General features: G+C 70.3%; 16 protein-coding genes. 10 read left to right on the forward strand and 6 right to left on the reverse strand.

What is annotated here, in order from left to right; all coding sequences use genetic code 11:
- The 8 genes from DEJ05_RS17750 to DEJ05_RS00040 all read left to right on the forward strand — a co-directional run.
- The coding region (locus DEJ05_RS17750) for a hypothetical protein (protein WP_220036986.1) at positions 1–862 on the forward strand (862 nt) is incomplete at its 5' end.
- A gap of 9 nt (positions 863–871) precedes the next feature.
- Positions 872–1258 carry an SseB family protein gene (locus tag DEJ05_RS00010; protein ID WP_111109426.1) on the forward strand — a complete coding sequence of 129 codons (387 nt, stop codon included), beginning with the start codon at positions 872–874 and terminating at the stop codon, positions 1256–1258.
- A 247-nt stretch (positions 1259–1505) separates the two neighbouring features.
- Positions 1506–1991 (forward strand): hypothetical protein, encoded by a 486-nt coding sequence (locus DEJ05_RS00015; RefSeq protein ID WP_146244979.1) that lies wholly within the window; start codon positions 1506–1508, stop codon positions 1989–1991.
- A 1086-nt stretch (positions 1992–3077) separates the two neighbouring features.
- Entirely contained in the window at positions 3078–3740 is a 663-nt protein-coding gene (locus tag DEJ05_RS17755; RefSeq protein WP_146244980.1) for a hypothetical protein, read from the forward strand.
- Between the two features lie 51 nt (positions 3741–3791).
- Positions 3792–4376 (forward strand): hypothetical protein, encoded by a 585-nt coding sequence (locus DEJ05_RS00020; protein ID WP_146244981.1) that lies wholly within the window; start codon positions 3792–3794, stop codon positions 4374–4376.
- Between the two features lie 228 nt (positions 4377–4604).
- Positions 4605–5348: a hypothetical protein gene (locus tag DEJ05_RS00030; RefSeq protein WP_146244982.1), complete on the forward strand. Its 744-nt coding sequence runs from the start codon at positions 4605–4607 to the stop codon at positions 5346–5348.
- A gap of 1 nt (position 5349) precedes the next feature.
- On the forward strand, positions 5350–5760 hold the full coding sequence (locus tag DEJ05_RS00035) for a hypothetical protein (protein ID WP_146244983.1): 411 nt from the start codon (positions 5350–5352) through the stop codon (positions 5758–5760).
- Positions 5761–5828: 68 nt separating this feature from the next.
- Positions 5829–6467 (forward strand): pyridoxal 5'-phosphate synthase, encoded by a 639-nt coding sequence (locus DEJ05_RS00040; protein ID WP_111109432.1) that lies wholly within the window; start codon positions 5829–5831, stop codon positions 6465–6467.
- A 115-nt stretch (positions 6468–6582) separates the two neighbouring features.
- Here DEJ05_RS00040 and DEJ05_RS00045 read toward each other — a convergent pair whose 3' ends face one another.
- The 5 genes from DEJ05_RS00045 to DEJ05_RS00065 form a co-directional block, all read right to left on the reverse strand.
- Complete coding sequence (locus tag DEJ05_RS00045; protein WP_111109433.1) at positions 6583–8994, reverse strand: GNAT family N-acetyltransferase; 2412 nt, start codon at positions 8992–8994, stop codon at positions 6583–6585.
- Positions 8991–10415 carry a lysine N(6)-hydroxylase/L-ornithine N(5)-oxygenase family protein gene (locus tag DEJ05_RS00050; RefSeq protein ID WP_111109434.1) on the reverse strand — a complete coding sequence of 475 codons (1425 nt, stop codon included), beginning with the start codon at positions 10413–10415 and terminating at the stop codon, positions 8991–8993. Before DEJ05_RS00050 ends, DEJ05_RS00045 begins: the two co-directional genes overlap by 4 nt.
- On the reverse strand, positions 10412–11836 hold the full coding sequence (locus tag DEJ05_RS00055) for a pyridoxal-dependent decarboxylase (protein ID WP_111109435.1): 1425 nt from the start codon (positions 11834–11836) through the stop codon (positions 10412–10414). Before DEJ05_RS00055 ends, DEJ05_RS00050 begins: the two co-directional genes overlap by 4 nt.
- 141 nt (positions 11837–11977) lie before the next feature.
- Positions 11978–13957: a LamG-like jellyroll fold domain-containing protein gene (locus DEJ05_RS00060; protein WP_111109436.1), complete on the reverse strand. Its 1980-nt coding sequence runs from the start codon at positions 13955–13957 to the stop codon at positions 11978–11980.
- A gap of 99 nt (positions 13958–14056) precedes the next feature.
- Positions 14057–16507 carry an ATP-dependent helicase gene (locus DEJ05_RS00065; RefSeq protein WP_111109437.1) on the reverse strand — a complete coding sequence of 817 codons (2451 nt, stop codon included), beginning with the start codon at positions 16505–16507 and terminating at the stop codon, positions 14057–14059.
- Positions 16508–16564: 57 nt separating this feature from the next.
- On the opposite strand from DEJ05_RS00065, the gene DEJ05_RS00070 reads away from it, so the two are divergent.
- Entirely contained in the window at positions 16565–17236 is a 672-nt protein-coding gene (locus DEJ05_RS00070) for a hypothetical protein (protein ID WP_111109438.1), read from the forward strand.
- On the opposite strand, the gene DEJ05_RS00075 is transcribed toward DEJ05_RS00070, so the two are convergent.
- Positions 17201–18223 (reverse strand): glycerophosphodiester phosphodiesterase family protein, encoded by a 1023-nt coding sequence (locus DEJ05_RS00075; protein WP_111109439.1) that lies wholly within the window; start codon positions 18221–18223, stop codon positions 17201–17203. The two genes, DEJ05_RS00070 and DEJ05_RS00075, sit on opposite strands and share 36 nt — an antisense overlap.
- 106 nt (positions 18224–18329) lie before the next feature.
- Between DEJ05_RS00075 and DEJ05_RS00080 the strand changes: the two genes are divergently transcribed.
- Positions 18330–19352: a DUF817 domain-containing protein gene (locus DEJ05_RS00080; RefSeq protein ID WP_111109440.1), complete on the forward strand. Its 1023-nt coding sequence runs from the start codon at positions 18330–18332 to the stop codon at positions 19350–19352.
- Positions 19353–19363 lie beyond the last annotated feature (11 nt).

Genomic DNA, 19363 nt, shown 5'->3' on the forward strand with positions numbered 1-19363 from the left:
CGAGGCGTGGGAGACCATCGTGTCGGTGGCGAAGGTCGTCGTGGCGGTGGGTGGGATCATCGCGATGATCATCCCGGGGCCGTGGACGTTGATCATCGCGGCGATCGCGCTGGTGGTGTTGGCGGACACGTTGTACAAGATGAGCAAGGGTGAAGCCGACGGGTGGGACCTCGCGTTCTCCCTGCTCGACTGCGTCCCCGCCGGCGGCGCGGTCGCCGCTGCAGCTCGAACCGCGCGTCTTGCTGAGGGAGCGGCGAAGCTCTCGAGCCTGTCCTCGACAGCAGGCCGGGTCATTGATGGCGGACGTCGCGCAGCGCAGTGGGTCGGTGGGGTGAAGAACGCCGCCGTCGGTCGCGGTCGCGATGTCATCGACCAGGTACTCTCAGGCTTGCGACGGGGCAAAGGAGACCGAAGTGAAGTGGCATTCGGGCACACGTACTTCGATCAGAATGCTGCCGAAAAGTACTACCTGGAGCCGAATGAGCCTACGGTGGGTTCATCCGGACTGCCGGTCTTCTTCATGTCAGAGAAGGAAGCCCTCGAGCACATCCACAGCCCGTACGATGCGATGGTCCGAACGGGATACGCTCCTCGCGTCCAGCGCGCCGCCGAAACGGGCGAACCGGTGTACGGGCTTCGGTTCCGAGTGGACGGTCTTGAACCAAGACTCCCCACCCGAGCCGACGCCGGGAGTAACCCGCACTTCCTGGAGGGCGGGAAGACCGCCGTTGCGATGGACGGAGGATTCATGGTCAACCCGATCCACGAATTCGTCGTCGAGGGTGGCGGTGCAGTCCGTCCCGGTGACCAAGTCTTCAAGCTGATGGACGACGGCCAACGAATCATCATCCACACATTCTGAGGAACAGCAATGCCACCGGAAGATACAGCACCCACGAACGCTGTAGAGCGCGCGATCGTCGATGGCAGAGCCGGCCGCGTCGACAGCCGATCGGTGGCGGAGGCGGTGTGGGTTGCTCCACTGATCGTGCCGTCCGGGGTCCCCGCACAGGGATTGCACGAACTCGCGCCAATTATCTTCGATCGAGAAGGCGTGCCGATGATCGCAGTCTTCTCTGACCCGTCGCGGGTCCAGGAGCTCGCTGCAGAAGCCCCGTACTTCATCGTGTTGAGCGGCCGGGAGTTGATGACCCGTATGACGCCGGGCCACGGCCTGGTTATCAATCCTCGGACACTACCGATCGGCATGGAGATATCGCCAGAAGGAGTCGCCGAGACAGTGCAGACCTTTGCCTGACCCGTTTCCGCGCCACGGTTGTGAGACCTGCCTCTGGACGTGGCAGCGCCGCGCCACCGTTTTTGATCAGCTCGGCTTCTCCGAATCATCCCGGTGCTGGTACTTCCGGTGCATCGCCTGCGATTCCTATTGGAAGGCGAGCATCGATGCGATATACCCGATCAGTCCCGCAGAAGTGCCGAGCGATCGCACGATGCCAGACGCAAGGGAGCTCGGGCGCGGGGTCGACCAGCCCGAAGGCTGGCCGTTGGAGTTCGATCTCCCCCACGAGCTACCCGAGGTAGTCGAGGTCGATGCCGTTCCCGATCGCCATTTCGAAGGGAACCGGCTCGTGATCCCTCTTGCCGAGAACATCGATACACGGGATGTCCCCGAGCGCTTTCGTGCCCGAATGGGCTTGTTGCGAGCGCTCGCGCTCACCCTGGATGCTCTCGATCCGGAAGTCGACCTGCGAACCGGCAGCACCCACACGTTCCGAAGAGCCGAGTACATGGACGAACTTGGCCATCTTCATGTTGGCTACGGCACAGTTCTCAACCTCGCGACCACCATCGAAGCGCTCCAGACCAGGGCGGTACTCCCGGAGCGCACGGATCCCGGCCTGCCACCGTCGCCCACGGAGAGCATCACCGATCCAAGCGGGTACCTCCGCTCCATCGGGCCGGGTATCGCGGCGCCGACACAGTCGGCGTTCAACCGCGTGGATTTCACATTCGAAGATGCCGACCGCTGACGGAGGCTTCCAGCACGGCGTCCTCGGGCCCGAAGCCCCCCGGGCGGTGGCGCGACGTGGTTCTCTTTGGTTCGCGTTGTCTTCCCGCTCATCCGGTATTCGGACGCCCATCACCGGCGAGCACAGACATCGGGATGCCGCCCGGGTGACCGCGTACGAGCGCACTGCCCACCGCAGGGGCGAGACGACGCCGGCCGCGATCACCGTGGACGCTGAACCGTCCGGCGCGGGCGGGCGGCCCCGCTACGCCGTGACCGTCCTCGTCGACGGTGTCGAGCATGTGGCCATTGAGGACGACGCTTTCGATGCCTTGTCGGCGGTGCGGTTGGAGCTCGAACGAGACGGCTGGCTGCTGGGCGTCGAAGGTGCGCGAGGAGACGTCTGGCCGAGCGGCATGGCGAGGGACCAAGGCGGCGGGCTTCGCGCTTACCGGCTCCGGCGAGGACGCACTCCCCGTTCGGAGGACCTGGTCGACGTGTTCGCACCGGCGACCGAGCACCTGGCGATCGTGGCCGAGCAGCGCTTGGCGGTCGGTGTCGCGCCGCTCGCCCCCAGTGCCGCCCAACGTACGAGGACGATGACGAGGCGGCGGAGGGCGCTAGGCATACTGCGTGCGACTCGGCCACTCAGCTCGAAGCGACAGCATGGTCGACGTCTTGCAACCCGTCTCGGAGACCGTGAGCCTTGCCGAGCAGCGAGCCTTCACTCAGCGATGGGAGAAGAGCCTCGGCTTCGCCGGACGGATTGCATCGGTCTTCCGTCCGAGCGGCGGCTCCCGGCGGTGATCTCTGGGCACGGTTCCGACGGCCCCCGTTACGAGGCCCTTGCCGCGGCCGCGAACGATGCGCTCCGTTCTCAGGCGAGTGCCGATCACGCGCACGGTCAGCAGTGCCTGGATCGACGAGCTTCCTGTCGAACACGCCACCTGCCAGGCCGATGAGGACGGGGCTCACGAGGGCGGGCAGGTCCCTGCTGCCGACATCGAGGTCTTGGCGGGCGCGGCCGGAGCCGGAACCCGATGGTCGTCTCCGCACGATGACGTCCCCGGACCCGCTCTGGCCGGAGTACGGTCGTCTGCTCACCTTCATGAACTGGCTCGAAGACCGCTCCTTCACGATCGCCGAGCATCGCGGGCCATTCCGTCAGCGAGGCAATGAACTCCTCGTTGACAGACGATTCACCGCCGTCGGAAGGCCGTGTTCGATCGCTGACCTCGAGAAGGACTGGTCCTTCGGCGAAGGGATTGAACTCGTCGAACGCCCGGGCGGTCCTGGGACGCCGATCGCTCGACTTCGAGACGGAGGACGAGCGGGTGACTACCGGTACTCGGTCGATCTGCGGATGGCGGTCAACGGAGATACGCTCGTGAACGACGACCGAGACACAGCCTTTCGCGCACTGATCCGTCTCGGTCCTGCGCTCGCTGCCACCCCCACGTGGAACGGTCGCGACGTCCCCGCTGAGCACCCCGCCGAGGCCGGATGGGGACGCCTGCCGTACATCGTTCGATCAATCCAACGGGAGGGCGGTCGGCTCTCGACTCGTGCTCCGAACCAGCGCTTCTCGAAGGCGGTGGAACACTCCGGGACCATCCTCATGCGGGGCCGCTCCACTCTGCAAGACCTCCGACTTCCCGACGGCATGGCGGCAGAACGTCTCGACGACGGAACGACACTGGTCCGGGACTTCCCCGGTGGGTTCGCGAGTGAGCGGGCGCGTTTTGCACTCGTCGTCCTGCCGGATGCCTGATGCCCTTGCGCAGCGCCTCAGCGCCACGAACATGCTCGTAGGGTGGTGAGCGTGCGCATCGCTGCTGTCCCCGTACCCGATGACCTGCACCTGGCGATCGACGACCGCGGCCGGCCCGCCACGATGCCGTACGACCGTGGCGTCGTCGTCGAGTTCGCGTACTCCATCGCCGGGGACCGCCCGCCGGCTGTCGGCACCGGCTCACGGCGGGTGAGTCGTCAGTCGCTGATCGAGGACGAGCGCAGCGGTCGCGCGATCGTGTTCGTCGACGTGGCCGCCGATCACTGGGAGGGATTGCCGGTCGCCGAACGCCCCCGAGCGCGGCGGGGTCTCCTGCCGATCCAGTCGCGAGCAGCACACGCCAGGCGGATGTCAGCATCCAGCGGCATCTGGGCCGAAGTGGTCCTCGGAGTGTCCGTCCCGCACACCGCATGGAAACTGTTCACCTTCAACGCCACCGGGCCGCGACTGCACCTGGTGATCGCCCCGGATCCCGCCCGGCGTCGCATGAAGATCCTCCGGGCACTCGGAGACCGACCGCACCCGGAGATCACCATCGTCGATTCCGTTGACGCCGTTCCACGTGCCTGGCGGAATGCCGCCCGCGCACTCCTCCACGGACAGCACGATGGCTGAGGCTGAGGACGAGCTCGGCCACCTCCACGTCGGGTACGGGGCCGTACTCCGCGGGAAGCCGAGCCTGCAGCTACTCAGCGATCGAGCCGCGTTGCCCGAGGAGGCCGGGGACCATCGCCCGCCCAGTCCGACCGCCCATCAATCGGACTCGGCGGGCACCCTCCTCGCGATCGGACCGGGCGTCACGGCGCCCACCGGACTCCCGTTCAACCGAGCGGTGATCAACAGATGACGATGACGAGCGCGGATCCGACGGCGATCGAGCCAGGATGTTCGGTCTGCACCGCTGCAGTGGCGCGGCACGGCAGAGTCGAGACGTCGATCGGCGTCAGCCACCAGCAGCGGACCTCGTACTTCCGCTGCGTCGCCTGCGACACCTACTGGGGACAGGACGAGCGCTCGCTCCGCGTCGTCGGGGAAGCCGACGTGCCGCTCGACCTGACGAGCGACTGGCGCGACGGCGACGGCAACCTCCGAGCAGCACCGCTTCCGCCGTACCGCCCGTTCGCGCGGCACGCCGATCTCCCGACGGAGATCACCACGACGGCCTTCGGTGACCAGGAGCACCCGCCTGCCGTCATTGACATCCCGTTCGCCCACGAACTCCTCAACTCGGTCCCCGCTGGTCCCCTCGCCGAGCGCGTTGCCGTCTGCCGACAGCTCGCGCGGTTGGCCGAAGCCGTCTCGCCGTCTCTGGGCCGGGCAGAACGAGCGTGGACCTTCCGCCGCGTCGAGTACACCGACTCGCTCGGGCACCGTCACGTCGGCTACGGCTTGGAACTCGACCGGGTTGCGACGTTCGACGAGATCGCATCCCGCGTCAGGTTCCCCGGGTTCGGACCGGGCGTCTTCTCGGCGACTCCGCGGAACGCCACGGTGTCCGAGTCGGGAACCCTGATGACCATCGGTCCGGGAGGCGCGATCGCCCACCCGGGCGTCCCGTTCTTCAATGCGCTGCGGCTCGGTGCGTGACATGACGACCTACGAACGAACCGCTCACCGGAACGGCACGAGCGCGCCGGCGACCGTGATCATCGAGATGGACCTGACGAACCCCGACCATCAGGTGCGCTACACCGTGACCGTGTTGCTGCTGGGCGCAGAGCACGCGGCCACGGCGTACGACGCCTTCGAGGCACTGAGCCTGGTGCGCGAGGCGCTCGACGACGAGGGCTGGCTCCTGGGCGTGCAGGGGGCCCGCGTCGACGTGTGGCCGAGTGGGATGGCGCGACAGCAGGGCGGTGGCATGCGGGCGTACCGACTCCGCCGCGGTCGTCGTCCCCGGTTCAAGGACCTCGTCGACGTGTTCGCCCCGGCCGACGAACACCTCGGCACCGTGCAGGCGCAACGCGCGTTCGTCGAAGCGAAGTTCCCCGACGCCTGACCGGGTGCCGGCGACGACCGTCCGTGACTCCCTGAACACCGAGCCCCCGCGCACGGTTGGGTGGGTACATGTCCTCTGCCCCGCTCTCCGGTGACGACTCCCTGCACCTGCCCGAGTTCGACAACCCGCCAGCGTCTCCGCTCGACCTCGCTCGCGAGTGGCTGTCCGCGGCGAAGGACCGACAGGTCTCCGAGCCGCTCTCGATGACCCTCGCCACGGCCGGTGCCGACGGCCGCGTGTCTGCTCGCACCGTCGACGTGAAGCGGATTGAGACGAACGGACTGGTCTTCGGGACGTCAGAGGACAGCCCGAAGGGCCGGCAGCTCGCCGAGAACCCGCATGCAGCCCTGCAGGCGTACTGGCGCGAGACGATGCAGCAGCTCCGGTTCGAGGGCCACGTCGTCCGGCTGTCGGACGCCGAGTCCGACGCCCTGTTCGCGGACCGCTCCCCGAAGTCACGCGCCGCGACGGCCATCGCCGATCAGTCCGCCGTGCTCGAGCCCCGCACCCTGCAGGACCTGATCGACGACGCGAACGACCTGCTCGACGACTCCGGCGAGGACGTCCCGCGACCTGCACGATGGGTTGCCTGGCGGCTCGAGCCCGACATCGTGGAGTTCTGGCACGGCAGCCGTGACCGGATGCACCGACGACTGCAGTACGCACTCGCCGAGGGCGCCTGGACGGCCACACGCCTCCAGCCGTAGTCGGCGCGGCTTCGGTTGGTGCGAGATTGACCACTCCGTGCGCGCTCGTTGCGCTGCACTGAGTGATCAGGCTCGCACCGAGCGCCACTGTCCCCGGCCGCCGAGCCCGCGCTCCCTACCGCCCGATCGGGTTCGCCATCGCCCCCGCCCGGATGAGCGACGCCGACTGGTCCGCCAGGTCCACCATCGACAGGGTGTTCCGCAGCTGCAACCGGTTCAGGCACGAGTGCTCGAACGTCGGCACCCGCAGGTCCAGGGGACGACGGCGGTCCGGGTGCGCGGCGGCGTGGGCGTCGATGCACTCCCCCACGACCTGCCAGAAGCGGGACTCCGGCAGCACCGCGTCGTCGTCGAGGATCGCGGCGACGAACCGGAGCACCCCGTCGAACACGTCGGTGAACACCGCGAGCGCGGCCTCGTCATCGGACACGGGGTGCACGATCCGGTCGATGTCGGCGGGTACCGGGCGGTCATCGTGTCGGCCGAGCACCGCGGCCTCCTCGCCGATGTCCTTCATCACGGCGCGGACCACGACGCCGTCGCGCACGACGAGCACCAGGTTCTCGCCGTGCGGCATGAACACCAGGTCGTGCACGGTCAGGCAGTGCACGACGGGCAGCAGGTAGGCGTCGAGCCAGCGCCGGACCCAGACGTCGGCGGGCAGACCGGATGCCTCGATCAGCGCCGAGACCACGGCGTTCCCCGAGGCGTCGCGGTGCAGCAGCGCAGCCATCGTCAGCAGTCGCTCGCCGTCCGCCACCCGCGGCAGCGGGCTCTCCCGCCACAGCGCCGCGAGCATCTTGCGCTGCGGCGAGGACACGTCGACCCGGTGGTAGGCGTCGCCCGTGTAGCCGATGGCGGCGTGCTCCCGGAGCACCGAGAACCCGGCGGTGGCGAGCGTGGGGTCGGCGGAGACGATCGACTCGACCCAGTCGTTCACGGCCGGGGTGTTCCGCATGTAGGCGGGCGACATCCCCCGCAGGAACCCCATGTTCTGCACGGCGAGCGCCGTCTTCACGTACGAGCGTGCCGGCTCGGTGCGGTTGAACGCGGTGCGGATGGACTGCTGCGGCTGGTACTCGTCGGGTCCCTCGCCCAGGTCGACCAGGTCCTGTCGGCCCAGGTCGGGTGCGAAGGTCACGGCGATCCGGTGCTGCCACTGCCACGGGTGCACGGGCAGCCAGACGTAGTCGTCGGGGTCGAGCCCGCGACGCTCCAGCGTGGCACGGAACCCGGCCACGACCGCCGCCGACAGCTCGGACTCCCAGTGCGCCTGTTCGGTCCGGTCCGCGGCGAGCGCCAGGTGCGTGTGCTCGCGTCGGGCGGCGAGCCACCGGTACCGGAACCGGCCGCCGGACTCGGGCGCGAACGCCCGGTACTCGTCGAGCCCGAACCCGATCCGGCCGTTGGCGGCGACGAACGCCGGATGCCCCTCGGTCATCGCCGCCTCGACGTCCTGGAACGACGCGACGACGTCCTCGACGGAACCGGACGAACCGGACGATCTGGACGCCTCGGCCGACCCGGCGGACCCGGCCCCGCCCCGCCCCCGCGCCAGCTGCCCAGCCGACGGTCCGCCCCGCCGGTGCTTCGCCGCCGCACTCGCCAGCGTCGACGCGATCTCCTCCAGGTACGTGCCGAGCAACTCGTCGGGGATCCCGAGCACCTCGTGCAGTTCGAGCACGAGCTCCTGCGCGCTGAGCGGCGCCGGCGCCCCCGCACGGGTCCGCGTCAGCGAGGCCTCGTCCATCGACCAGTGCTCGAGCACGTGCTGCCGCGCCCGGAACCGGTAGGTCGACTCCCCCGCCTCGAGCCGCCACCCGTCCCCGTCCGGCACGGGAGCGATCAGCCGTTCGTGGGTGAACTCCGCGATCGCCTTCGCGACGAGGTGCCGTTCGGCGGGCTCCAGATGCTCGGGCCGCAGGTGCGCGGCCGGCCCGTCGTCATCGGGAACGCCGATGCGATCGGTGTCGAGCACCGACAGCAGGGCCCGCTTGCCGTCGACGTCCACCTGTCGCAGGGCGCGGAACCCGACCTCGGCGTTCTTCGCCTGCACGGCGGCGTTCCGCACGTCCGGTTCGACGACGACCCGGCGCGCGCCGAGGGCGTCCCGGCAGTGCTCGACGACGGCACGCATCACCGCGCTGGTCAGGCCGTGCACACGACGGTCAGCGGGCACAGGCGCGACGAGCAGGTGCATGCCGACGTCGCCGGGTTCGGCCGCCCACACGTCGACGAGCAGGACGGCGGAGGGGTCGTAGGTCTCCGCCAGGAAGCACGGTTCACCGTTCCGGCGGCCGAGCCACGCTGCCTGCGCGGGGTCCGCCTGCACGCCGGCCAGGTAGGCGCGCACGCGGTCCACGTCGAGGTCGCCCATCTCCCACCACGACGACGCCGGGTGGGCGAGCCACGACTGCACGACGGCGGCGTCGCGTTCCGGGTCCACGGGTTCGACGGTCAGGAGGCCCGGCTCGGCTCCCCCAGGCGCGGTCGCGTCCGGCTCCGTGGTGGTCACGGTCGTGCTCATGCGGAGACCTCCGCGCGCTCGGTCGCGGGCCGGGCCGGCGCGCGCTCCGCCGCGCCGGGGTGGGCGGTGGACGGCGCTGCTGTTGACGGCCCCGAGGCGGGCAGGCCGAACTCCTGGAAGGCGATCCGGGCCTCCAGGCCGTACACGGGGCGACCCGTGACGGACCGGATGATCGACGCGTTCCGCCACGCACCCATGCCGAGGTCGGGCGCGGTCAGGCCGTGCGTGTGCTCCTCGGCGTTCTGCACCCAGATGCGTCCGCCCAGGGTGTCGACGTGGTGGTCGCGGGCGACGGCCAGGCGACCGCGGGAGTCGCGGGCGACGAGGTGCTCGACCGGGTCGAGGAACCGCGGGACCCGCGGGGTGTACCCGGTGGCCAGCACCAGCTGCTCGACCTCGTGCTCGTACGTCTGGTCGAGCTGCTCGTGGCGGAGCGTCAGCCGGTAGGTGCCGCGGTCGGCGAGCCAGGCGGCGTCGACGACGCTCGTCTCGGTCCGGAGCGTCGTCGGGACGGGGCCGCGCGCACTGATCCGGTAGAGCTGGTCGTACAGGTCGTCGACCAGGTCGGCGCTGATGCCCTTGTACAGGCCGCGCTGCTCCCGCCCCAGGCGGTCGCGGACGGCTTCGGGCAGCCCGTGGAAGTGGTCCGTGTACTCCGGGCTCGTCATCTCGAGGGTGAGCTTGGTGTCCTCCATCGGGAAGAACCGGGGCGACCGCGTGATCCAGTCGAGGCGGTAGCCGTCTTGCCGGATGTCCTCGAGCAGTTCGCGGTAGACCTCGGCGGCGGACTGCCCGCTGCCGACGACGGTGATCGACCCGGCGTCGCGCAGGGCATCGCGGTTCGGCAGGAACTCGGCGGAGTGGACCGCCGGTCCGCCGATCCCGCGCAGCGGGGCGGGGACGGACGGCTCGGTGCCGATGCCCACGACGACGTGGTGTGCGCGGTACGTCTCGGGACCCTGATCGGTCTCGGCGTGCACCGTGAACGTGTCGGTGACCGGGTCGTGCTCGACGGCCGTCACCCGGCGGCCCCACCGCAGGGTGTCGAGCCGGTCGGCGGCCCAGCGGCAGTAGGCGTCGTACTCGCTGCGCAGGGGGTGGAAGTCCTCGCGGATGTAGAACGGGTACAGGCGCCCGGTCTCCTTGAGCCACGCGAGGAACGAGAACGGCGAGGTCGGGTCGGCCATCGTCACCAGGTCGGCGAGGAACGGTACCTGGATCGTGGCGTCGTCGAGCATCATGCCGTGGTGCCAGGCGAAGCCGTCGGCGGCGTCGAGGAACACCGCGTCGAGGTCGGCGATCGGGTCCGTCAGGCAGGCGAGGCCGAGGTTGAACGGGCCGATGCCGATGCCGACGACGTCGTGCACGGCGGGATCGGCGGTGGCGCGGGTGCGGTCGGCGGCGGTGCGGTCGGCGGTCATCGGTTCGCTCCCTCGGTCTCGGTGGTGGCGGCTCGGACGCGCGCGGCCGTCGCGACGACGTGCTCCAGCGACGCGCGCATCTGCTCCGGCGTCGTCTCGGGGTTGAGCAGCGTGAGCTTGTTGCACGGCCGGCCGTCGATGACCGTCTTGGCGATGAGCACCCGGCCCTCGGCGAGCAGGGCCGAGCGGATCGGGGCGACCAGTGCGTCGGCGGCCTCGTCCGTCATGCCGGCGGGCTGCCAGCGGAACAGCACCGTGCTGAGCTGCGTCGGCGCGACGAGCACCAGGTCGGGGTGCTCCTCGACGATCCGGTGGGTGGCCGCGGCGAGGTCGATGACGGCGTCGAACGCCGCACCGATCGCATCGGCACCGGTCGCCCGCAGCGTGGCCCAGAGCTTCAGGGCGTCGAACCGGCGGGTGGTCTGCAGCGACTTGTCGACCTGGTTCGGCTCGGCGGCGTCCTCCGGGTTCAGGTAGTCGGCGTACCAGGCGGTGCGCCGCAGGTCCTCCGGGCGCTGCACGAGCAGGGCGCTCGACGACACCGGCTGGAAGAACGACTTGTGCAGGTCGGCGGTCACGCTCCGGGCCCGTTCGACGCCGTCGAGCAGGTGCCGCCGGGTCGGGGACACGAGCAGACCGCAGCCGTACGCGGCGTCGACGTGCAGCCACACTCCCTCCAGATCACAGACGTCCGCGATCGGCTCGAGCGGGTCGATGACCCCGCGGTCGGTGGTGCCGGCGGTGGCGACGACGGCCATCGGCGTCTGCCCGGCTGCGCGGGCGGCGGCGATCGCCTCGGCGAGGGCGGCGGGCACCATCCGGCCGGCGTGGTCGGTGGCGACGGCGACCACGGCCTCCAGCCCGAGCAGCCGTGCCGACTTCGCGATGCTGAAGTGGGTCTCCGCGGTCGTGAACACGGTGCCGCTGCTGCCGAGGGCCTCGCGCGCCAGCAGCAGGGCCTGCAGGTTCGACTGCGAGCCGCCCGAGGTGAAGATGCCGTCCCCCGCGGCGAACCCGATCCGACCGGCGAGCCAGGCGACGACGTGCCGCTCGATCTCGGTGCCGATGCGGGACTGGTCCCAGGTGTCGACCGACGGGTTCACGGCGGCCAGGACCGACTCGGCGGCGACCGCGGGCAGCGCGACCGGGCAGTTCAGGTGCGCGAGGTACGCCGGGTCGTGGAACCAGACGGCCTCGCGGACGAACAGCTCGTCGAGTTCGGCGAGCGCGCGGTCCGTCCCGAGGGGTTCGGCGTCGAGGTCGACGTCCTGCACCCGGGCCCGGAGGACCTCGGGAGCGGTGTCGGTCGTCGGACGGTCGGCGGCGGCGAAGCGGTCGGCCAGACGGTCCACCGTGGACGTCACGGCGGAGCGGTAGCGCTCGGCGGTGGCGGTGGTCAGGAGTTCGATGGGAGGTGTCACGTTAGGTAAGGCTAACCTCACTAACCGTCATCGTGCCACCCGAACGAGGGGCGCGCCGAACGGCCGGGCGTGTCAGACGCACGTCTGCCGGGCAGCCCGAGCCCCCACCCACCGCACGGGCCAGGCGTCCGCCGCCGGACGTCAGGCGTTCATGAACTCGCTCGGCTGCAGGGCCCGGCCGACGATGCGCACGTCGCCGATCGACCCGACGAACACGTTGTCGAGCTTGTCGCCGTAGCGGTACCCACCGAGCAGCCACGGCTTCCCGATCGTGCTGAGACCGCGGTTCGGGGTGGACGGGTTGCGCACGACCGGGCACCCGTCGACGTACAGCACGGTGTGCGTCCCGTCGTTCACCACGGCCACGTGCCACCAGGCGCCGAGCGGCAACTCGTGCCCCCAGTTCGTCAGCGATCCGTCCTGGCTCGTCGGGTACACGCACCACTGCAGTTCGCGGTCCCCCGACAGGCTCAGCGTCATCGCGGGTTCGTCCGGGTCACCGTCGGCTCCGGTCGCCTTCCCCACCTGGCCGGCGCTCGAGTACTGCGACAGCAGGGCGCTGAACCCGTTCGCACTCGGGTCGAACGTGGTCGGCAGCACGAAGAACGCCTCGACCGTGTAGCCCCGGGGGAAGTGGGTCCGGTTGAGCGGTGCCGTGTCGACGGTCTGCAGGTGGTCGCCGCCGGTCTTGCCGCCCTGCAGCGCGAGGCTGCCGGCGCCCGGCTGGTCGGGGTGGTGCGCCGCCGTCCAGCGCAGCGCCCCTGCGACGGCACCGGTCCGCCGGGCGACCACCAGGTCGTTGCCCTTGCCGCTCTGGTCGCGCACCCGCGTCGTCGGCGCGAGCGCCGCCCCGTCCGGGTTGCCGTCGAACCGCCAGTACGCCAGCGTCCCCGGCACCAGCATGCGTGCCGCCGGCCGGGAGGCCCGTGGTGCGACCGGCGCGAACCCCGCGAAGCGCGCGTCGAAGTCCACCGCCATGGTGAAGCGGTCGACGTCGCCGCTGAGCGCGGTCTCCTGGGCTGCGAGCTCGTTCGCGTCGCCGAGTCCGCCGGCGAGCAGGAAGGGCGACAGCGTCTCGACGTCGATGACGTTCCGCTCGAGGTCGACGTGGTACAGCCGGATCATGGCCGCTCCGCCGTAGTAGCGGTTCTGGTAGTTGGTCAGGTGCAGGGCGACGTCGTGTCCCACGGCGTTCTTCGCCGTGGTGCGGCCCGGACCCCAGTAGTGCCCGTTGAGCGTCAGGAACACCTGGTCGTGCTTCGAGATGAAGGAGTCCCAGAGCTGCTGGCCGTAGGGGTCGAACGCCGCTCCACCGCTGGCGTCCGAGTCGACGAGGGCGTGCGTCGTGAGGATGACCGGGGCGTGCGGCCGGGCCGCGAGCACGGAGCTGGCCCAGGCGAGCCCGCTCGCGCTCGTCCGCCAGTCGAGTGCCAGGACGACCCACTCGCGGCCGGCCGCGGTGAACCGGTGGGCGGTGTTGTAGCCGTCGGGGCTCGAACCGATCCAGCCAGGGGCCTTCCGGAACCGCTGCGGACCGAACACGTCGAGGTACGGGGTCCGGCCGCGCTGGTCGTCGGTCGAGGAGTCGACGTCGTGGTTGCCGGCGAGCACGCTGTAGGGCGCCCCGGCTCGGTCGAGCACGTCGAAGACCGCACCGGACGCGCGCATCTCGGACGCCGCACCGTTCTGGGTCAGGTCGCCGAGGTGCACGAGGAACACCGTGTTGTGCCGGGCCTGCTCGCGGACGACGTACTCGAGCGAGGCGCGCATCGGTGCCTGGTCGACCGCGGCGCCGTCGAACATGTACTGCGTGTCCGGCATCACCGCGACGGTGAAGCGCGGCGAGGTCGTGTCCGGGTGCCACCGTCCGGTGTGGCCGCGCACCACGGCTGCCTGCGCGGCCGCGGCCGATCCGCCGAGCGCTGCCGGAGCCACGGCGGGTGCCGCGGTCAGCGAATCGGCGACGGCCGGGGCGCTGCCGAAGCCGTTCGACGCCACGAGACCGGCGGCACCGGCGAGTCCGGACCCGACCAGGAAGCCCCGGCGGGAGACCGGGATGCGCTTGCTGCGCTCTCCGGCGTGGTCGTGGGCGTCGTCGCGGTCGTCAGGGCTGTTCTGCACAGCACCGCACCGTACGGATCGCGGGGGAACGCCCCGGGTCCGTTCCGTGAACTCCAGACCGGCCGCGACTGCCGGTTCGGTGTGGACCGGTGAGGGCTCCTACAGCTTCTCGATCGGGGCGATCTTGATGAGGAGCTTCTTGCGGCCCGCGGAGTCGAACGCGATCTCGGCGATGCGCTTGGCGCCCTGCCCCGTCACCGCGGACACCGTGCCCTCGCCGAAGTCGACGTGCTTGATGCGGTCGCCGGCGACGAGTTCCATGTCGCCGTTGTCGCGCACCTGCCCGGACACCCGGTTCGCCCACTCGGTCTTCGGACGGGTCTTCGAGGCAGCCGCTGCGCGGTCGTACGAGCCGCCGCCCCAGCCACCACCACCGCGGTAGCCACCGCCGCCGCCGCCACCGCCGCCGAAGCCGCCGTCGCGCTTGGCGTTCAGGGCACGGGGCTGCGTGCCACCGCGGCTGTTCGCCATGCCCGGGGACTGTTTCCACTCGATGAGCCCCTCGGGGATCTCCTGCAGGAAGCGCGAGGGCATCGCCACGTTCACGTCGCCGAACTGGGCACGGGTCATCGCGAGGGAGAGGAACAGGACCTTCTTGGCGCGGGTGATGCCCACGTAGAACAGCCGGCGCTCTTCCGACGGACCGCCGGGTTCGTTGGCGGACATCCGGTGCGGGAGCAGGTCTTCCTCGACGCCGGTCAGGAACACCGCGTCGTACTCCAAGCCCTTCGCGGTGTGCAGCGTCATGAGCGACACCGTGCCCGACGAGTCGTCGAGCTCGTCCGCCGCGGCGACCAGCGAGACCTCGGTCAGGAAGTCCGACAGCGTGCCCTCGGGGTTGTTCTTCTGGAACTCACGCGTCACGGCCACGAGCTCGTCGATGTTGTCGGCACGGGCGGCGTCCTGCGCGTCGGGCGACTTCCGCAGGTTGTCGAGCAGCCCGGAACCGTCGAGCAGCTGCGTCAGGGTGTCGACCACCGGCTGTGTCGGGGCCTTCTCGGACACGGCGTCGAGCAGCGCGGCGAACTCGATGATGGCGTTCCGCACCTTCGGCCCGAACCCGAGCTCCCCCGCGTGCCGCAGGGCGTCGCGCATCGTGGTCTCGTGCTCGTCGGCGTAGCGCTGCAGCGTGGTCTCGGTGACCGAGCCGATGCCGCGCTTGGGCACGTTGAGGATGCGGCGCAGCGCCATCGGGTCGGCCGGGTTGGCGACCGTGATCAGGTACGCCATGGCGTCCTTGATCTCGGCACGCTCGTAGAACTTCGTGCCGCCGAGCACCCGGTACGGGATCGCCGCACGGATGAAGATCTCCTCCAGCGCACGGGTCTGCGAGTTGGTCCGGTAGAACACCGCCATGTCGCGGTAGTCCATGCCGTCTTCACGCAGGCGCTGGATCTCGTCGGCGACGAACTGCGCCTCGTCGTGGCCGGTGTACCCGGTGAAGCCGACGATCTTCTCGCCGGCGCCGACGTCGGTGAACAGGCTCTTCGCCTGGCGGTCGAAGTTGTTCGCGATGACGGCGTTCGCCGCGTCGAGGATGTTCTGCGTCGAGCGGTAGTTCTGCTCGAGCAGGATCGTCTTGGAGTTCGGGAAGTCCCGCTCGAACTCGACGATGTTGCGGATGTCCGCCCCGCGGAACGCGTAGATGGACTGGTCGGAGTCGCCGACCACCGTCAGGGACGCGGGAGCGATCGAGCCGTCGGTCTCGCGCATCCGGGCGACGTGCTGGCCGGAGTCCTCGAGCTTGTCGACCTGTTCGACCGGCACCGGGCGGGTGAGCTCGCGGATCAGGGCGTACTGGGCGTGGTTCGTGTCCTGGTACTCGTCGACCAGGATGTACCGGAAGCGGCGCTGGTACAGGGCGGCGACGTCGGGGAAGGCCCGGAACAGGAACACCGTCTGCCCGATGAGGTCGTCGAAGTCGAACGCGTTCGCCCGGCGGAGTTCGTTCGTGTAGCGCCGGAACACCTCGGTGAACATGACCTCTTGCGGGTCGTTCACGTTGATGTTGCGCGCGTAGGTGTCGATGTCCTGCAGCTCGTTCTTGAGCTTCGAGATCTTCGACGCCGCGGCGCCGACGGTCAGCCCGAGGGAGTCGGCCTCGAGCTCCTTGATGATCCGCTTCAGCAGCGCCTTGGAGTCGGCGGAGTCGTAGATCGTGAACGACTGCGGGAACCCGAACCGCTCGGCTTCGCGCCGCAGGATGCGCACGCACGCCGAGTGGAACGTGGAGATCCACATCCCCTCGGCCTCGCCACCGACCAGGGCCCGGACGCGCTCGCGCATCTCGGCGGCGGCCTTGTTGGTGAACGTGATCGCCAGGATCTGCGACGGCCACGCTTCGCGGTTGGCGAGCAGCAGCGCGATGCGGCGGGTGAGCACGCTCGTCTTGCCGGAACCGGCGCCGGCAACGATCAGCAGGGACTCGCCGCGGTACTCGACGGCTTCCTTCTGCTGGGGGTTCAGACCCGCGGTGAACGGGTCTTCGTACGCGCGGGCACCGGCGCCCGGCTCGGGCGTCGATTCGAAGGGGTCGAGCACGATCGTCATGTTCGGGACATTCTAGGCGAGACCCCCGACAGCGACCTCGTGCGGCAGGATGGCACCGTGGCGATCACACCGGACCGACCTGACGTCTTCGTGCTCCCTGCGATGTCGGCCGCGGTCCCCACCACCCAGGACGTCCTCTGCATCCTGCCTCCGGACGGGCGTGACGACCCCGCCGCGATCATCGAGAGTCACCGTCGGGCCCGTGCTCAGCGGTCTCGACAGGACACGGCGGGGTGCCTGGTCCCGCTGTCGGTCGGCCTGGTCGCCGCTGGGCTGTGCCTGGCCGTACTCGGGGCCCTCGCTGCGTCGACGTTCCCGAGGAGTGCCCGGCTCCTCGTCGCCGTCGTGGTGTTCCTCGTCGTCTCGTCCGCCGTCGCGGTCCTCGTCGATCGACGGCGGCGCCGACAGCCACCGGTGCACGCCCTCCCGGTGACACCGATCGACCCTCGGGTCGCCCGTCTCGCGCCCGGGGACCTGCCCGCGGCCGAGGTCATCCGTGCCTCGGCAGTCCTGCAGGTGCTCGACCGTGCGCGTGCCGACCTCCGGAAGGGCGAACACGACGCCGACCTGACGGACGCGCAACGGACGGTCTCGCCCGGCGACCGGAGCTCGTGGTTCTACCGGCCCGAGGACCTGGCCGGGCTCCGCGCCGCTGCCACGTCCGCACGCGAGGAGGCCACCGAGGTCCTCCGGTCAACCGGCATCCCGCTCGAGGCGCTCGAGGACTGACCGGGCACGCACCGCCAGGTCGGGGTGGTCGGCGAACACCCCGTCGAGTCCGGTGCGGATCACGGACGTGAACCACCGCTCCCAGTCGCCGAACGCCGCGACGTCGCCGCCACGACGCAACGGCGACGGCAGGAACCGGTTCTCCGGCCGGAGGGTCCACGTGTACACCGCGAGTCCGGCGGCGTGGGCGCGGTCGACGATCGCACTGCGCACCGGCGTCGGGTCGTCGAGTGCGACGCTGTCGACGCCGGCCATCAGGGTGCCGAGGTCGACACTGATGCCGTGGAACTCGGTCGCGAACGACGCGAGCGCGTCCTCGGAACGCTCAGCGGCGTAGGTGGGGGCGAGCGATCCGTGGGACGCGACCTCGTCCGCGGCGCTGCCACGGGCCTCCTGGAGGTACACGAGCCGACCACCGGTCCCCCGCTCGCGCAGGTCCCGCAGCACGCCCTTCTCGAAGCTCTCCACCGTGAGCCGCTCGTCCTGCCGCCACCCGGCCTCGCCGAGCGCGGCGTCGACGAGTGCACCCATCGGGAACCCGGCGCGGTCGAAGAACGCGGCGTGCTTCACCTCGGCGACGAGCCCGACCGGGCGGGGCGCCGCGTCGAGGATCGCGAGCAGGTCGACGAGCCGCAGGATCGGTTGCGCACCGTCGTGCTCGGCGGATCCCGGACGCAGCACCGGCAGGCGCTCGCGGGTGCGGAGCGTCTGCAGCTCGGCCCACGTGAAGTCCTCGGTGAACCAGCCGGTCAGGGTCTGGCCGTCGACGGTCTTCGTCGTGCGCAGGTGCCGGAACTCGGGGTGGTCGGCGACGTCCGTGGTGCCCGAGACCTCGTTCTCGTGCCGGAGCACCAGCACGCCGTCCTTCGTGGGCACCAGGTCCGGTTCGATCGCGTCGGCGCCGAGTTCGATCGCGAGCTCGTACGCGCTCCGCGAGTGCTCGGGACGGTAGCCGGACGCACCGCGGTGGGCGATCACGAGGGTCATGGCGCGACCCTACTTGCCGTGGGTGACCAGCGGGGCACCTGTGTCGCGGGACACACCCGGCGCTCCGAGGCCCGTCGTTCCCAGCGACGACGCCGACCATCACCGCATGACCGTCCGTTCGCTCTCCACCGCCGTCGAGGCCCGGATCGACCGCGCCGCTCGCCGCCTGCTCGACGCCGGGCATCAACCGCACCGGCCCGTCCGGGTGTTCGTCACCGAGTTCCTGGTGTTCGGCGCGAAGCAGGCCTGGGCGTGCGCGTTCGGGGCGCTGCTGCTCGCGACCATGGCCGTGGTGCACCTGACCGTGCCGGCGGCGATGCAGAACGACGTCCTGACGATCGCGGCCGTGCTGCTGCAGGTCGGGATGCTCGTGTTCGGGCTCGAGACCGTGCGGGAGCTCCGGGTCGTCCTGCTGTTCCACGTCGTCGGGACCGCGATGGAGGTGTTCAAGACCCACATGGGCTCGTGGACCTACGAGTCGAGTGGGCTGTTCGTCGTCGCCGGGGTGCCGCTGTTCTCGGGGTTCATGTACGGCGCCGTCGGGTCGTACATGGTGCGGGTCTACCGGCTGTTCGACCTGCGGTTCGACCGGTACCCGCGGCAGTGGCTGCTGGCGGTCGTGGCGGGCGGGATCTACCTGAACTTCTTCGGCCACCACTTCGTCGCCGACGCCCGGTACGTGCTGCTCGCGCTCGTCCTGCTGCTCTTCGCTCGCACGACCATGCACGTGCGGATCCACCGGGCGACGCTGCGGATGCCCGTCCTCGTGGCGATGGCCCTCGTCGCGGTGTTCATCTGGGCGGCGGAGAACGTCGCGACCTGGGCCGGGGCGTGGAGCTACCCGGCGCAGCTCGCGGTGTGGCAGCCGGTGGCACCGACGAAGATCGTGGCGTGGTTCCTGCTCATGACGATCTCGGTCGCGCTCGTCACCTGGCTCTACCCGGCGCTGCCGTCGGGACGGGCGCGCTCGACGGGCTTGACGGGCTCGGCTGGCTCGACGGCGGACTCTCGACGTCCTCGGGGCGCGCGTGCAGCGGGCGACCCTAGGCTTCCCTCGACGGAGCCCGCTGGGCCCGCGTCCGCTCGCCGCGAATCCTCAGCCTTCCGCGACCGAGCGCCCCTAGGCTGAGAGGACTCGAA

Source organism: Curtobacterium sp. MCLR17_045 (assembly GCF_003234405.1).
Taxonomy (GTDB): Bacteria; Actinomycetota; Actinomycetes; order Actinomycetales; family Microbacteriaceae; genus Curtobacterium; species Curtobacterium flaccumfaciens.